The 17,178-nt window shown below is 49.7% G+C and carries 11 protein-coding genes; 1 reads left to right on the top strand and 10 read right to left on the bottom strand.

Annotation, left to right across the window (positions count from 1 at the left end; translation table 11 throughout):
* From HPT30_RS01230 to HPT30_RS01220, 3 genes are all read right to left on the bottom strand, one after another.
* Positions 1–1,659: lectin-like domain-containing protein (locus HPT30_RS01230; protein WP_376766979.1), on the bottom strand; the 1,659-nt coding region annotated here is incomplete at its 3' end.
* Positions 1,660–2,028: 369 nt separating this feature from the next.
* Entirely contained in the window at positions 2,029–2,274 is a 246-nt protein-coding gene (locus HPT30_RS01225) for a DUF4321 domain-containing protein (protein ID WP_175369735.1), read from the bottom strand.
* Between the two features lie 139 nt (positions 2,275–2,413).
* Positions 2,414–3,772 (bottom strand): SPOR domain-containing protein, encoded by a 1,359-nt coding sequence (locus HPT30_RS01220; protein ID WP_175369734.1) that lies wholly within the window; start codon positions 3,770–3,772, stop codon positions 2,414–2,416.
* A gap of 268 nt (positions 3,773–4,040) precedes the next feature.
* Here HPT30_RS01220 and HPT30_RS01215 point away from each other — a divergent pair, with 268 nt between their 5' ends.
* Positions 4,041–5,027 carry a diaminopimelate dehydrogenase gene (locus tag HPT30_RS01215; RefSeq protein ID WP_175369736.1) on the top strand — a complete coding sequence of 329 codons (987 nt, stop codon included), beginning with the start codon at positions 4,041–4,043 and terminating at the stop codon, positions 5,025–5,027.
* 84 nt (positions 5,028–5,111) lie between these two features.
* On the opposite strand, the gene HPT30_RS01210 is transcribed toward HPT30_RS01215, so the two are convergent.
* The 7 genes from HPT30_RS01210 to HPT30_RS01180 form a co-directional block, all read right to left on the bottom strand.
* On the bottom strand, positions 5,112–6,293 hold the full coding sequence (locus tag HPT30_RS01210) for a glycosyltransferase (RefSeq protein ID WP_175369733.1): 1,182 nt from the start codon (positions 6,291–6,293) through the stop codon (positions 5,112–5,114).
* A gap of 266 nt (positions 6,294–6,559) precedes the next feature.
* A complete protein-coding gene (locus HPT30_RS01205) occupies positions 6,560–7,675 on the bottom strand; it encodes a GGDEF domain-containing protein (RefSeq protein WP_175369732.1) in 1,116 nt (371 codons plus the stop codon).
* 120 nt (positions 7,676–7,795) lie between these two features.
* Positions 7,796–8,956, bottom strand: a complete 1,161-nt coding sequence (locus HPT30_RS01200; RefSeq protein ID WP_175369731.1) for a GGDEF domain-containing protein — start codon at positions 8,954–8,956, stop codon at positions 7,796–7,798.
* Positions 8,957–9,183: 227 nt separating this feature from the next.
* On the bottom strand, positions 9,184–10,560 hold the full coding sequence (murC, locus tag HPT30_RS01195; RefSeq protein WP_175369730.1) for a UDP-N-acetylmuramate--L-alanine ligase: 1,377 nt from the start codon (positions 10,558–10,560) through the stop codon (positions 9,184–9,186).
* A gap of 7 nt (positions 10,561–10,567) precedes the next feature.
* Positions 10,568–11,938 carry a bifunctional folylpolyglutamate synthase/dihydrofolate synthase gene (locus HPT30_RS01190; RefSeq protein ID WP_175369729.1) on the bottom strand — a complete coding sequence of 457 codons (1,371 nt, stop codon included), beginning with the start codon at positions 11,936–11,938 and terminating at the stop codon, positions 10,568–10,570.
* A gap of 5 nt (positions 11,939–11,943) precedes the next feature.
* Positions 11,944–14,580, bottom strand: coding sequence for a valine--tRNA ligase (locus tag HPT30_RS01185; RefSeq protein ID WP_246316858.1), 2,637 nt, complete (start codon positions 14,578–14,580; stop codon positions 11,944–11,946).
* Between the two features lie 527 nt (positions 14,581–15,107).
* Positions 15,108–16,574 (bottom strand): LysM peptidoglycan-binding domain-containing protein, encoded by a 1,467-nt coding sequence (locus HPT30_RS01180; RefSeq protein WP_175369727.1) that lies wholly within the window; start codon positions 16,572–16,574, stop codon positions 15,108–15,110.
* Between the last annotated feature and the right edge of the window lie 604 nt (positions 16,575–17,178).

Below are 17,178 nucleotides of genomic sequence, written 5' to 3'. Positions count from 1 at the left end.
TGCACCAGCCGTATACGGATTTGTTACTCCCGCTCCTGTTGGTGCTGCATCCCCTACGTTTGGTGTAGGAATCAGGGTCGAGGACACTTTCGTCACGAGATGATTGCCCGCTCCTGCGCTTGCCGTTACCTTCGTCGTATTCGGACCAGTTCCCGGCAATGGCGATGCTGGCAGCGTTGGCGCAGGTCCTGGAATATCGACAATAACGGATGCTGAAGGTGCTGATTGTACATTGTTCTTCACGGCCGTTACCGTGTAAGTATGATTTGTTCCTGCAGCCAGACCTGTCACAGCATAACTCGTGTTATTCACGGTAGTAAGCAGCGTTCCGTTATCAAATAACTGATACGAAGTTGCACCCGTCACAGCGCTCCAAGTTAACGTAGCCCCTGTATTAGTTATATCGCTTTTCGTCAAGTTTATAGGAGAAGCTGGAATATCCTGAACACTGTATGCTCCCCCCTCGACAATTGCCGTTACGCTACCAGGATTCGTGTTAGGTGTAGAGCCCATATTCAGTAGCACCTGTGCCTGGCCATTAGCATTCGCACTTATTACTGCTGGTACAGGTGTAATCGGTTGTCCGTTAAGATCTTCAATGGTTCCACTATTCGCTTTAATCGTAATAGGAACGTTTCCTACTGGATTACCACTTGAATCCTTCGCCGTCACTGTCAATTGTGTTTTGCCTGGCTTGCTATTAGCAGCAGTTGCCATTGTAACGGAAATAGGTGCTTGCTGGTATTTTGTATTAGGATCAGCCGTATCAATCGGATCAACATTATTGGTAAAATACCAATTCAAGATATCGTGATTCTCCCAAGCTCCACCAGTCGAAGCCGTAAACCCAGCAAAAACAGCATCCTGGTTCCTAAAAATCGTCCCCAGATCGACGCTATTCACATCTAGTGCCTTTATTGCCGTGTTTCTATTATTAGAACCCTTATTAATGTACACTTTCACATTCTTCGTAGAGCCATCATAGTCTACCCAAGCGTGATAGACTGAACCGTCCTTTAACTTGTATCCAATCGGAAGTAAGTTGTAGGTCGGAAGTATATTATTTATATTACCGTTTACGCCAAGCCCGATATAGCTATCGCTCGGATCACCTAGTTCCACATTCCTGTAAGTATCGAACTTAACTGCAAAGCTCGGAGTAATTCCGCTATATCCAATTCCGCCGCCGGGTGTACCGGCATTGCTCTGCATGGTTTGAACAGTAAAAGTAATCCCGTCAGCACCAGTAATTCCCGAAGGATTATTCACTGGAGCATTAAATCCGCTGGCAAATCCTTGCTCGGTAAACCGAAAAGAAAAATAGGTACTGAAGGAAAAACTATTTTGACTATAAATTTTCTGCTTGCTGAATACAGTACCGTATGAACCCCCAGAGCTGAATCCGGTACGACCATCTACTGCTGAGTTTAAACGAAGGATGCGTTTAGGATTGGCACCTGTATCGGATACAACAGCACTTTTGCCGTTTAGAGATAATACACTACTAATATTGGTGTCGGAAAAATCATCATATTTGAACGTTACCCACTTCGTTGTAGCCGCTGGAGCAGCTCCTGCTGGCAAAGCGGGGGTGATTATACCAAAGAACAACACCGATAACAGGACATACGATATAAATTTTTTAAACGTTCGTTCCATAATACTTCAACCCTCTCTTCCCTTTAAAGCAACAGCATGAGTCAATTCAAACCTATTGCTTAAGTTAAATATTCCTTGTTCACACGACTTTGTATTTTGCTAAATACGAAATCCCCAGTCGACAACTCCACACCCTTTCTGTCGAAAATAGTTCTTTTTTCCCTATTTCTTCCGGAACTTTTTAACCATAGCACACCGTTCTGAGCAAATTCTGAGCAGATTCTGAGCAACAAAAAAGCGGCTCACGCCTACGACTCATCGTCGGCGCTGCCGCTGTACATCCGGGACGATAATCCCACCATGGATTTCATTAGTGTGATCCCCAGACCTTCTTGCAATAGTTTTGTAAATCGTTGATGGTACGAAAATTCACCGCCTGCGGTACAGCCAGACAGCTATTATGATTCCAACGAGACTTAATATGCAAAGTTTAAATTGAATAGTGATGTCGTAGCTAATGATGTCAAAATCGGCTTGCGGCGACCATTTTAGCACCGTCGATTTCGTAAGAAAAGATAGCGCCTTTACAGGTTCCAGCAGCTTGGCAATCCAAGCACCAGTCAGCCAGCCCAGAATTAGAAATAACAGCAGTATTCCTACATTTTTCTTCTTCATGTCCGTCTTCCCTCACCATTTTTTTACATCCTAATTATTATACGGTGAAACAGATTTCAATACAAACTCTAAATCCTCATTCCCTAGTATGCAAAAAATCCTCTCTATTAGCAATTGTCCAATAGAAAGGATTTATAGGTTAAGAGGAACTGGCCCCCATGGCGGCCAACAGTTTTTTCTGACCGGTTAGAAAGTCCATCATCGAGCCTTGTACTTCCCATAACAGTCCGCTAGCTTTGCTCTTATTATACTCAGCGAGCGCTGAGATACCCTGGTTCATCGACTTCTCAAGCGAGGCGAAGAGGGCCTGTGTCTCCGGCGGAAGCGACTGCGCCAGCCCCTTGGCGGCCTCCTTCCATTGGAGATGAAGATCGCTGACAACGGCAGCTCCTGCCGTATCGCCCAGTCCCGTGCTAAGCAGTGCAGCAGACAGACTGCTAAGTTCCCCCAGCAATTTGTCGCTGGCTGTGAAGTAGCCTTCCACTGTCTCGGCGTTCCCGGCATAGGCCAGCCGCTCTGCAGCCGGCAGGGTGACTTCCCGTACATACAGCTCAATGCCCTGATTCTTCAAGCCGCCGCTAAGCAGCTTGGCCTGTTCCCTGTCCGGCGACAGACCCGCATATACCCGGTTGCCGTCATCCGGGTCCATCCCTGCGGCAAGACCAGCGCCAAGCAGTTCCTTCCGGGCTTGGGAAGCACCGTCCGGTGAGCTGAAGACGCCATACTGGAGTAAGTAGTAGCTCTGTGGCGTAATGTGCACGGGAATCGTGTTCACACTGGGATTTCCATTCTCCGCTAAGGGCAGCCCCGAAGTTCCTGCGCCAGCAGGATCCACAGCCTTGCCACTGTTCGGATTCTGTACGGCAGCTTGGCCAGTGACAGGTGCATTACCGCCAGCACCCGGGCCACCCCCGCCGAAGAAGGAAAGAGCAGTGTAACCTAGTAGCAGTCCCGTTCCTAACGCTCCGGCGACGGAGAGCGCAAATTTCCACCAATATGAGGGACGGCGAGTATGATAAGCACCACCGTACCCGCCAATCTCCTTTTCACCATTGTATTCATAGTGTTCCGGAACAGGGTCGTATCCGGGCTGGGTTGGAATTTTGCGCGAACGCCATTCCTCTTCTTCCTCTTCTTCGACAATAGGGAGCGGAGGACGGCGGGAATCCCACAGGTCAGGAGGCGTATTACCATGAAAGAATGTCTGCCGCCTCGGCAATATGCCACCATCCTCCTCTATCTTCTCTACATCCTGCCAGCGTTGGTCCTTCATGCCTGATGAATAGCCGTAAGTAGGCTGGGACACGGTTTCACGTATGGTGAGCGATTCCGGCTCGAACACCCAACCGTGGTCCAGAAAATCGTCCTCCTGCTTCAGCGGTTCAGTCTTATATTCCTGAGCCGTCCCGACATTGCTACCGGAGCGGCGTTCTTCTTCCTTCGGCCACGGCTTGTCCTTATCAACATCGAACCGGAATGTCATTCTCCCGTTATTCACTGCCCGCACCTCACCTTATCTGTTCTATATCAGAAGATATGATAGAAGATAGGGAGATATGCTATATTTTTAGAATTTACCTCTATTCTGAAGGCCTCTTACCATTTGAAAAATACAAGCTTGTCCCCTTTACGTGTACGCTCTCTTCGCATATTATGTTAAAATAACACCGTGTGTTACGTTGAGGGCACAAGCTTAAATCTTGATCCCGATAGTCAACATTCTAGGGGTTAATCTTACATTTTCTATCACATTAGGAGGGCTTCTTCTGCAACAGTCAATCAAAGCAGCAATCGTAGGCTATGGCAATCTTGGAAAAGGTGTGCGCAAGGCGATTGCCCAAAGCGCGGATATCGAACTCGTAGCAATTTTCACTCGCCGGGAACCCGGACAAGTGGAAGCCGGTGAAGCCGGTGTGAAATTCGAGCATATTTCGGCCGTTGAGCAGTATAAAGGTAAAGTTGATGTCATGATTCTATGTGGTGGCTCTGCTACCGATCTGCCGGAACAGACACCTGCGATCGCGAGCCTGTTCAATACAGTGGACAGCTTCGATACACATGCCAAAATTCCTGAATTCTTTGCTACCGTAGATGCCGCAGCTAAGCAAGGCGGCACACTCAGCGTAATCTCTACTGGCTGGGACCCAGGCCTCTTCTCAATGAACCGCCTGCTGGCCGAATCCATTCTGCCTGAGGGCAAGGAATATACCTTCTGGGGCAAAGGCGTCAGCCAAGGCCACTCCGATGCGATCCGCCGGGTACAAGGCGTCAAAGCCGGCGTACAATATACCGTTCCTGTCCAAGAAGTTATCGATGCCATCCGTTCCGGAGAAACACCGGAACTGACTACACGCGAGAAGCATCTTAGAGAATGTTATGTTGTAGCAGAGGAAGGTGCAGACCGCGAAGCGATCCGTGCCGAAATCGTCAACATGCCTAACTATTTTGCCGACTATGATACTACAGTTACCTTCATCACGGAGGAAGAGCTGGCCGCACAACACAGCGGAATTCCACATGGCGGATTTGTCATTCGCAGTGGTGTTACCGGCGAAGGCACAAAACAAATTGTTGAGTTCGGCCTCAAGCTGGAAAGCAATCCTGAATTCACAGCCAGCGTTCTCGTAGCTTATGCTAGAGCCGCTGTCCGCCTAAGCAACGAAGGCCAAAGCGGAGCTAAAACCGTGTTCGATATCCCACTGGGACATCTCTCGCCGAAATCGGCGGAAGAACTGCGCCGCAATCTGCTGTAATCCCAGCTATACAAACAACCCGCAACAGACGGCAAGACTCTTGCCTTTCTGTGCGGGTTGTTTTATTTATACGTCAGCCCATTCTTAGACAAGGCTAAGTACTTTCTGCTTGATGTCCGTGAATTCGTAATGCTTCAGCAGGGTCTGAAATGCCCGGTCAGCGATAATGGCACCCAGCTCCTGATCCTGCAGCAGGGTTACAATACTTTGTGCGATCTCCTCGATGGTCTTTGCAGTCAGGATATTCTGTTTATGTTCGCAGATTAGGGTCTCCGATCCACGAAACGTCGTGACAACAGGTGTTTTTAACGCCCATGACTCCAGAATTTCTGGACGGGCCTCTATCCCTTCAAGCAAAGGGGCAAACAAAACCTTGGATTGACGTATGTAATGAATCGCCTCTTCGGCAGAGGCTGCAATGAATACATTCTTTTCTTCCTTAAGCGACTCCAAAATTTCAGGTTCCAGTAGATTGCTGGTGATATAGAATTTAGATCCGGGTACCTTCTCACGAACTGCCGGGAGAATATTCTGCTGAAAGAGCAGTGCAGCACGTTTCCCCTGCGGGGTACTCATATTCCAGTGAAGAACAACCCCGTCCACTTTACCCACTGGCTCCGCTTTCTCATATTTATCAAGATTGATAAACGAGGGGAGCACCTGTACCTTGCCAGCATCCTCGAAGGATACCGCTTTGAACGAAAGAGCATCCCATTCTGAAGCAGCCAGCAGCAGCGCCGTCTTGTTCATCGTCCGCTGCATGTCCTTGCGTAACCGCGCAGCATTCAGATGGTCATAGGGCTTAATAAAGATTCTCTTTCTGCCCGTCTTTAGATAAGTACGTCCAGTCCGTGGCTGGAAGGCATCCATGATCAAAGTAATCCCAGGCTGCACCCGGTTTAGTATATCCAGATAACTTCCAGGCAAGTTATAGGACAAGAAGGCATGACTGTATGAATTCATATGGCAAAGCTCGGCGATGGCGAGCTTCATTTCTTTACTCATATTTCCCGGATAGAACCGTCTTCCCGGCGTATATAGCGACCCCAGCTTCTTCCCACGTAAAGGGCCCGTCATCTTGACCTGATGAACCGTTAGTGAGCCCGCAGCTTCCGGTAGATCAGCCGTATGATAATTACCATACAACAGCAGATCAACATCATATTTCTCCAGTAACATCTCAAGAATACTTCTCGTCCTGATCCAGCCTTCGCCATCTTCCTGACTATGAGTACGGGCGGACAGGAATAATAATCTCTTACGCATGAATTTCGACTCCTTGTTGCTCTATAGAAATAATTCTCCCCAAGCTATTCGCGCACAAAAAAGCAGGATAAAAGGCATCCTACTTATGATATGAAACTTTAGATGCATATCTATAGTAACTCATCTTTCGCGAAAAGGGTGTCGATTTATAGGATAAAAGAATTATTTTTATCAAGATTTAGAGAGAGGCTATATAATTTGTCCCAGATAATATTACAACACCTCCACTTTTTACAGAGAGATGCACAAAACAGCCCCCATCTGCCTTAGTCCAGATGAGAGCTGTTGTCTTGGCTGCGCACCACACGATTGCGGCCGTTTTGTTTTGCTTGATAAAGCGCGCTATCGGTCAGCTTATACAACGCATTGAGCGAGATCCGCTCACTTGATTGCACGGTGATGATCCCAATGCTGACGGAATAATCGAACTGGATACCATTGATCACCGCCCCCGACACGGAAGTCCGCAGCCGTTCGGCAATTTCATCGCTTGCCGCTTCGTCCGCCTGCCCAAGAAACACAGCGAACTCCTCCCCGCCGAACCGGCCGAAGAGATCCTCATTCCTAAGCTGTTGTACTATTTTGGCAGCAAAATCCTTCAACACCTTGTCCCCGGTGTCATGCCCGTATGTATCATTCACACTCTTGAAATGGTCAATATCTAGCAGCAGGAACGAAAACGGCGTGACTTCCTTCGCTGCCGTAGCGATCAGCCTGCGAGCGCGCAAGGCAAACGATCTGCGGTTAAGAATACCCGTTAGCTCGTCATAGCTCGCTACCCGTTCCAGTTCAGCGTAAGACTGTTCCCTCGAGAGCAGCATAAAGCCGGCCGTTCCCAGGAACATCAGCAAATAAATTCCCATTCGAAAGAACATCTGCAGGCCTTGTTCCGCTTGCGCGCTCAACAAATTTTCAGGGTATAGAATGGTAAAAGCACCGCAGCCAAGAGCGGCAATAGCTATGCTGTACAGCAGACCCATCATTTTTTGTAAAGGGGAATCCTTACTCTTCACTGCCAGTCTGTAAGTTGGGTACAGTAGTGCAATTGCACTGATCACAGCCGGTCCCGCCAAAAGGACACGTTCCTGCCCAAAGGCTACATGGAGAAGCAACAGAAGAACGGCGGCACCCCCTCCCCATGTACAGTAACGTTTCTGGAGCGCATGACTGGAGGCATCCAGAAGCAACAACAGGGCCAGGGCTTCCACTATTCCACTACTGATGCCGAGTAAGGCCACAAGAGGAATTATCCATTCGGAGGGAATGAAATCTCTCAGCATCAACACGATCAGCAGTGCCAATTGCAGACCTTTGCCACCAATAAATATGGAATAGGTCATATCCTTGTGATAACGGGACCGATAGGCCAAGATGAGCAGCACTGTAAACAGATTCCCGAGCATCAGGCAGAACAAAAGTGTATTCAGATTAAAGTTGATGTTGATAATTTCACCCCCCTATGCGTTAACAAGCTCGATAATCCTTCATATCCATTGGAATTCTCAGGTCCATTTAGCGCGAACCACCTGGTTTCTCCCGTTCTGCTTTGCCTGATACAGCGCCGTATCGGAGATTGTGTAAAGTTTGTCCAAATCAGAGTTGCCCTGAGGCCGAATGGTAATAACGCCAATACTAACAGTATATTGCAGTGAATGCTCCGGATAGGTGGAGTTCATTATGGCGAGCCGGATATTCTCCGCCTTGCGGCTACTTTCTTCTTCATTCGCCCCCTCGAGCAAAATAGCGAATTCTTCGCCGCCGAGTCTGCCGAACAAATCGCCCAAATCCAGCTTGTCTTGTGTGGTATATGCAAAGCTTTGGAGTACCTTGTCCCCTATAGTATGCCCCCAGCTGTCATTCACTTGTTTAAAATGATCAATATCCAGCAGGAGAAAAGAGACCCATGCTTGTCTTTTCGCAGCTAGATCCAGCTTCACCCTGGTCTCACTCATAAAGGCCCGGCGGCTCAGAATTCCGGTAAGCTCGTCATAGGCTGCAATACGTTTCAACCTCTCATGGGATTGCTCATTCGACAGCAGATAAAAACCAGCATTGTATAAAATCATCAGTAAATACAGGCCGATGTAATATAATTCCTGAGATAGATTGCCGCTGAACACAGTCATCCTCGGCTCTTCAAGAGCAACCACTGCCCTTACTCCTAAAATGATGGCATAGACATAGAATAGTGATCCCATCATTTTTTGCAGTGGCGAGGCGTATTTGTCAGCTGTCAAGAGCCGAGCCGGATAGAGAATGAATAACATGACCCACAATGAGGCCGTCGCGATGCGCAGACCAGATTGGTTAAAAAACAAAGCGACAATGGCATAGCTCAGTACACTGCCAACGATAAATACAGCGTAATATATCTTCACCTTGTCCCCGAGCAACCCTAGCATTTTGAGCAAGGCCAGCATTTCCAGACAACCTCCGCAGAGCATCAGGCCATTGCTGATTGGTATGATGAAGCCATGGGGGAGATCATCCCAGATCAGCAGTGAGCTCCAGTAACCGAGCTGCAACCATTTGGAGAAGGTAAACAGGCGGGAAGCAGAATCTCTGGGAGAACGAAACTGATAAGAGGTTGCAAGAAGAATAGTGAATAAATTACCGAAAATGAATGCAGTGATCATACTTTCTATCTCAATCTGAAAGCTCATTAGCCACCACCATGTACGAGAAAGTCACTCATTTATCAATTCCAAGATGTATCCTAAGGCTTTATCGGCAAAAAAACAATGCTTGTTCACTTCTAATTTCAAATAATTCTCTAACTACAAAAAACACCCCTTAAAGGTAACGGAATAACAATTGTTATCCCGGGTAACCTTTAAGGGGTGTAGTTCAAACGTAAATCCCTGATTCCCTGGTTGGGCTCTGCCTGATGTTAGCGTTTCTTCAATTGATCCGCCAGCGTGTAACCCACTTTCCAGATATCGCCTGCGCCCATCGTAATCACAAGGTCGCCTGACGCAATCCGGTCTTGCAAATCGGCCACAACATCCTCCTTGGTCGGCAGATGACGTGCGCCCGCATTGCTGTTCTGCTTGATCAGCTCTACCAGCTTCGCTGAGGTTACGCCTTCGATCTGCTTCTCCCCAGCCGGGGAGTAGATGTCGGTAATAATAACCTCATCCGCTTCACTGAAAGCTCTGCTGAAGGCATCCAGCAAGAAGAAGGTGCGAGTATACCGCTGCGGCTGGAATACGGCAATGATCCGCTTGCCAGTTGCCTTGGCAGCACTGATGGTCGCCTGAATCTCAGTCGGGTGATGTGCATAGTCATCGATGACAAGGATATCATCCACTTCACCGAGAACCTGGAAGCGGCGCTTGGCACCATGGAAATTAACAATGGCCTTGGCAATATCCTCGAACGGAATCCCTGCTTTGAGACAAGTGATAACCGTAGCCATCGCATTGTACAGGTTGTGCTGTCCAGGTACGGACAATTCAATCCGGCCCAGCACCTCGCCATAGCCGTTCATCGTGAAGGACACCTGTCTGTCGCCCAGCACAATGTCAGTTGCAATGTAGTCTGCGGTCGGTGAATGAATACCGTAAGTTGTTACATTGCCCTTCACTTCAGGCAACAAAGAGATAACATTCTCGTCATCCGAGCATACGATAGCAGTGCCATCTTCACGTAGTTGGTTCATAAATTGCACGTAAGCAGCCTTCAGGCGGCCAAAGTCCCCGCCGTAATTCTCCAGGTGGTCGGCTTCGATATTCGTCACAATGCCCAGCCAAGGGTGGTACTGCAGGAACGAGCCATCACTCTCATCCGCTTCTGCAACGACATACTCCCCTTGTCCGGCCTTGGCATTCGTACCGATATTCATAATTTCCCCACCGATGATATACGTAGGGTCCACACCGCATTCTTCCATAACCAGAGCGATCATGGATGAGGTTGTGGTCTTACCATGGGCGCCAGCAACAGCGACGCCTTTCCGTTCATTCAGCAGCCGGCCCAGCATCTGCGAGCGGTGCAGAACCGGAATCTTCAGCCGTTCCGCCTCGACCCATTCCACATTGTCGTTGGACAAAGCGGTAGAGTAGACGACCAAATCCGCGCCCTTTACCTGCTCAGCGGTATGTCCAATATAGACCTTCGCGCCTTTAGCAATCAATTTATCCGTTAATTCTTGCGACGCGACATCAGAGCCCGTCACCGTATATCCCATTTCTAGCATTACTCGGGCAATCGCGCTCATACCGTAGCCGCCGATCCCTATAAAATGCACACGTTCAGTAGTATCCAACAGTTCGTCACCAGCCTTTTTCAGAATCGGGTTGCTGCAAAATCGCACCGCGCACATCAGATATTAAATACAGCGTGCCGGAGACTACTGCCAGGTCTTCCTGAGTTGTAGTCGACTTCAGCAATTGCAGCGCTTTGTCCCAATCACGTTCTACTATAATCACCAAATTTTCTTTGGCATATTTCTCCCGCAAGCTCTCTGCAATCGCCCGCAGGTCTTCCGCGTCCATTTTCTTCCGGAAATCCGGTTCGGTCAGGATGAGCGTATCCACTATAGGCAGTATATGCTTGAAATACGATTCATGATGCTTATTTGCCAGCATACCCATAAGCAAATTTAATTTATCGTATTTATAGAACTGCGGGAGGCTCTTGGCGAGCGTTTCCGCCCCCTCCGGATTATGGGCGCCGTCCAGCACAATCCTTGGAGATACTTCTTCCAGTCTTCCGGCCCAGAAAGTGCGGCGGAAGCCTTCCTGCACATCTTCATCATCCAGCATGAACGCCATATACTGCCGCAAGGATTCCAGAGCCATCATGGCCCCGGCAGCATTGCTGCATTGATGCTCACCCTTCAAGCCGATGCCAATCTCAATCGATCGGAAAGGACCTTTGAACATAAAGGTCTGCAGACCCTCACGGATTCCGGTGACTTCATAGCTGAAGTCTTCTCCGGCAAGGTAGAGTTTGGAGCGGCATTCCGCCGCCTTTTTCTTGAGCACCGCTACTGCTTCCGGCTGAGTCACACAGCTAACCACAGGGACGCCGGGCTTGATGATTCCGGCCTTCTCTGTGGCAATCTGCTCCAGGGTATCTCCAAGGACATCCGTATGATCGAAGCCCACGTTGGTGATGATCGAGACGATAGGGGTAACGATGTTCGTTACATCCAGCCTTCCCCCAAGCCCCGTCTCCCATACGACAACGTCGGGATAGGCATGCTCCGCATAGTAGACAATCGCTAGTGCTGTGGCTACCTCGAACATGGTAGGCGAACCAAGCTCGCTTGCTGCGATCTCTTCCACCAACGGATGCAGGGTATTCGCTACTGCTGTCAAAGTCTCCTCCGAAATGTCCTCCCCGTTATATTGAAACCGGTTCGTAAATTTCGTTATATACGGTGAAGTGAATGTCCCAACGGAATAACCACTTTGTAGCAAGGTGCTTGTCAAAAAAGCGCAGGTCGAACCTTTGCCGTTCGTTCCCGCTACATGAATAAACTTAAGCTTGCGGTGCGGATTGCCCAGCTTTTCCATCATCGCTAGTATCCGCTCCATTCCTGGGCGAATACCGAATGGAATCAGGCCGTTAATCCAGTCCACAGCTTCTCTATATGTTCCAAGAGGGGCGGTGCCTCCGCCCCGGATCATGTCTTCCATGTCGTTTATCCTCTCAGCTCTGCGATGCGGGCAAGAACCTTTTCCCGTTTGGCGGAATAATCGGCCTGTTTCGCCCGTTCCTCTTCGATGACTTTTGCTGGAGCCTTGGCTACGAAGCCTTGGTTGCTCAGCTTCTTCTCCACACGTTCAACTTCGCTGTTTAGCGTCTGAACTTCTTTTTCCAATCGGGCAATTTCCTGATCAATATCAATCAGCCCGGACAGCGGCAGCAGCAGCTCAGCGCCAGTAACTACAGCCGACATCACCTTACCCTCGGTTACCGGATTCAGGCCGGCTGCGAACGAGGAGGTGTTACAGAAGCGGCTGATGTAATTGTCATTGCGCTGGATGATGCCCAGAATGTCTTCATTTCCGGCTTTAATGATGAGGTCAACTTTCTTGCTCATCGGCACGTTCACTTCCGCCCGGATATTACGGACAGCGCGGATAATATCCATCAGGATATTCATCTCCGCAACAGCTTCGGCGTTCTCCAGTGCCTGTTCATATTCCGGCCAAGCTGCAAGAGTGATCGTCTCTCCTTCATGCGGCAGATGCTGCCAGATCTCTTCCGAGATGAACGGCATGAACGGATGAATCAGACGCAGGGTACGATCAAGCGTATAAGCCAGAACCGATTGCGTCTTCGATTTGGCGGCTTCATTCGTGCCGTACAGATTCAATTTGGCGAACTCGATATACCAGTCGCAGAGATCGTCCCAGATGAAATTGTAAAGCACACGGCCCGTCTCGCCGTATTCGTACGCGTCAATTAGACGCGTAATTTCGCGAGAAGTTTCGTTCAGACGGTGTAGAATCCAATGATCTGCTGTGCTCAAATCACCTGTAATGTCGATATCCTCGAAGGAAACACCCTCCAGATTCATCAGTGCAAAGCGCGACGCATTCCAGATCTTGTTGGCGAAATTACGCGCTTGCTCTACCTTCTCTATACGGAAGCGCAGATCCTGTCCAGCAGTAATACCTGTGGAGATCATGTAGCGTAATGCATCCGCGCCGTACTTCTCAATAACCTCAAGTGGATCGATACCGTTACCAAGCGATTTGGACATTTTGCGTCCTTCGGCATCACGTACAAGTCCGTGAATCAACACATCCTTGAACGGCTTCTTACCAGTGAATTCCTGAGAGGAGAAAATCATCCGCGCTACCCAGAAGTAGATAATGTCATAGCCGGTAACGAGCACATTGTTCGGGAAATAACGAGCCAGATCGCTACTCGTCTCATCCGGCCAGCCGAGTGTGGCGAACGGCCACAGATTCGAGCTGAACCAGGTATCCAGTACGTCCTCATCCTGCTTCAGGTCATTCAGGCCGCTTGCTGCTTGCGCTTCCTCCTCGCTCATGGCTACGAATACTTCGCCAGTAGATTCGGAATACCAGGCTGGAATTCTATGTCCCCACCAGAGCTGACGAGAAATACACCAATCGCGAACATTTTCGATCCAGTTCATGTAGGTCTTCTCAAAGCGCTCAGGTACAAAGTTAACGCCTGTTCCATCCTTCTGCGCGTTGATCGCTTCCTCTGCCAGAGGCTGCATTTTTACAAACCATTGGGTGGACAGATACGGCTCAATCACGGCGCCTGAACGCTCGCTGTGACCCACCTGATGCACATGATCTTCGATGGATACAAGGACACCCTGCTCCTTGAGATCAGCCGTAATTGCCTTGCGGGCATCGCTACGATCCTGGCCTTGATATGGACCCGCCTCAGCGTTCATGGTGCCGCTCTCGTCCATCACGTTGATCTGTGGCAGATCGTGGCGTAGTCCTACTTCGAAGTCGTTCGGATCATGGGCCGGTGTAATTTTCACCGCGCCGCTACCGAACTCTTTGTCAACATACTCATCAGCAATAACCGGAATCTCGCGTCCAATAATTGGAAGAATCAGCGTCTTCCCGATCATATCTGTGTAACGCTCATCCTCTGGATGCACCGCTACCGCTGTATCGCCCAGCATCGTCTCTGGACGGGTGGTAGCTACTGTAATATAACCACTGCCATCCTTAAGTGGATAACGGAGGTGGTACAAATGGCCGTTAACTTCCTTGTACTCTACTTCGATATCAGACAGCGCTGTACGGGCAGCCGGGTCCCAGTTAATAATCCGCTTGCCTCTATAGATCAGGCCCTTCTCATAAAGCTTCACGAAGACGTGGCGCACCGCATGGGACATGCCCTCATCCAGCGTAAAACGTTCGCGGGAATAATCGAGCGACAGCCCCATTTTTGCCCACTGCTCATGAATGACTTCAGCATATTGTTCTTTCCATTCCCACACTTGCTCCAAAAACTTCTCACGCCCGAGATCATAACGGCTAATCCCCTGCTCGCGCAGTTTCTGCTCCACTCTCGTCTGAGTGGCGATACCGGCATGGTCTGTTCCGGGTAGCCACAGTGTATCGTAACCCTGCATTCTTTTCGTGCGGATAAGGATATCCTGTAGCGTATTAACCAGCGTATGGCCAATATGCAGCATGCCCGTTACATTCGGCGGGGGGATGACAATACTGTAGGGTTCTGCTTCCGGGCGCAATCCAGCCTTAAAAAACTCATTTTCTATCCAGTAGCGATACCACTTATCCTCCGCTGCCTTGGGATCATATGTTGTCGGCATACCGTTCTTGGAATCCTGGGCTGCGTTCTCTGCCGCTGAATCCTGCTGGCCCGACAGCTCCTCGGATGAATTGTTATTGTGTTCAGCCATTTCTATACCCTCCATTAACATCGTTTGATTACAGCTATACCTGATTTAGATTGCAAAAAAAACAAAAAAAGCCCCTCGTCTCAAAGGACGAAAGGCCATTCTTTCGCGGTACCACCTTTGTTTCGCACCAATGGAAAAATAAAACTCCGCTTCTTGACCCTAAAGTAGGCCAGAAACCCAGTGCGACACCTCGTACAGATAACGGCTGCTACCGGCCACTTCCTAACCTGGATTCCACAGAATGAAAGACAAGCTCAGAGGGGCGACTCCGGGGCGACTTCGGGGGCTGGATCCTGCGGAATTTCACAGCACTTGCAATTCCGCTCTCTGAAGGGCTTACCGCCTACTCTTCCCGTTCCCAGTCTTTGACTAAATAGTGCTTACTCCATAATACATTTAGAGTCAAACATAGTCAACCTGGGTAAGTGCAGCGTTTATTACGGAATATACAAAACTTGACCTTCTTCAACGCTCTGTCCGCTAAGCCGGTTATAGAGGCCCAGTTCACGGGCGCTGAGCTGGTACTTCTCGGCAATCGTATCAAGCGTCTCTTCCCGCTGTACAATGCATAGCCGGACTTTACGGAACAGGTTACTGCTGTTCGAAGAACTGATGAACCGGCTTTTCCACTCCGTATCATTGCCGACCTCAGGTACAGCAGCATCCTCTGAAACCGACTCCTCAGCCTGAAGAGCCTCCTGCTCCTTGCGGCTCTTGCTGGAGCTTAGCAACGAAGAGAACGTAAGATGTTCTTTTTCCTTCGTGGCTTCTTCCTTCTTGCTGCCTAGCGCAACCTTGAGATCCTGTTTCTCCTCAGGGGAAGCCTCACTTTCGTGGGACACCGAATCTGCTATTGGAACAGGCTGCGCCTCGGGGGCCGCCGTCTTCTCCAGATTGGCCTCTGCTTGTTCAGAGGAATGTACAGCAGCCAGTGATGGCTCTTTTGCTACCTCCGAATTAGATTCGCTGACAGCGGCAGCATTGTTCTCCACTTCCGGGGAAAGATGCTCGGTCGCGGGCTGTCCGGTCTCCTCGCGATTCCAATGCTCGGAATTAAGCCAGTTATCTGCAGGTGCGGACGGTGCTCCAGCTGACTGGGCCTCAGTGAACTGAGCTTCAGTGAACTGGGCTTCGGTGAACTGAGCCTCAGTAAATTGAGCTTCAGTGAATTGAGTTTCAGCGAACTGGGGACTGCCAGACTGCAGATTTGTTGTCGACTCCAAACTATGTGTGAATACCCGGGGTTCCTGTGCTTTGCCCTGTGAATGAACGGCAGGTGCCTCAGCATCAACAGGTTCGGGCGATGCTGCGAAAGCCACAGGCTCAGCACCGGTAAACGCCAGATTTTCCGCTGACGCTACAGTATTCTCCCGCTCCTCTATCGAAGTCTCCTCGGCTGCACCTTCGCCAAAGGTCCAGATCGAATTCTCGTACAGTGCATCCCCTTCGGGCGGGTTCTCGGCAGACACCTGGACCGGTCTCTGCTCAGCAGAGGAGGAATAAGCTACTGTGTACTCTTCTTCCTGCCAGGCCGGCACAGCTTCCGTGCCTTCGATGCCCCGCAGCGACAATACACCTGTAATATTCACCGTACGCATCGTGAGCAGATCGATATCGAAGTTCTCAATCTCCACCCCTATGTCTTCCAGCGAGCTGATCCGTGTCAGCGGAACTGTAATTTCAACGGGAATCGCATGGTCCAGACGCTGTGTCACATCGTCTTCACTCCGGTAAAGACCGGTAAGCAGCAGTTGGCCGTATAGCTCAGCCCGGTCCTCCCGCTGAATTACCTGGATGTCCGGAAGCAGCTCAACCTCTTCCAGTTCTGCTATTCCAGGCAGCTCTGCCGGCAGGTGAATCCGTTCATAAATATCAAACCGCAAGCCGTGGGACTGGTCAAACACGGGAAATGTCCTCCTTCTTGGCATAATCTAACCCTGAGACAAGCCCAGAGCATAAGCCCAAAATGTTACTCCCCTCATGTATATGCTTCAAATAGAGAGGCATGACAACTTTGGCTGCTACTGGGTGGACAGGATAATTTAAAAAGCCATTACAACAACGTATTGTATGCCTTCACGATTCCGCGGGTTACGGGTAAGTGCGGCATTTGAAGAAGAGTTGAATGGCGGCTGGAGGGAGCACCAAGGGGGAGCAGGCTGTGCTAAAAGGGGACTGTCTCGGGGGATACTCTGGGGTAACCAGTTGTGCTATAAAGGGGCTTGACTCGGGGCGTTGCTCTAGGGTAACTAGTTGTGCTATAAAGGGGCCTGGCACGGGGGATACTCTTGGGTAACTAGTTGTGCTAAAAAGGGGCTAGACGCGGCGATACTCTGGGGTAACTAGTTGTGCTATAAAGGGGTTAGACGCGGGAATACTCTTGGGTAACCAGTTATGCGCGGCGATACTCTGGGGTAACTAGTTGTGCTATAAAGGGGGCCTGACGCGGGGGATACTCTTGGGTTACCAGTTGTGCTAAAAAGGGGCTAGACGCGGGGGATGCTCTGG

Source organism: Paenibacillus agri, assembly GCF_013359945.1.
Taxonomy (GTDB): domain Bacteria; phylum Bacillota; class Bacilli; order Paenibacillales; family Paenibacillaceae; genus Paenibacillus_AQ; species Paenibacillus_AQ agri.
Note: the sequence above shows the minus strand (reverse complement) of the source record. Positions and strands in the feature narration are given on the sequence as shown.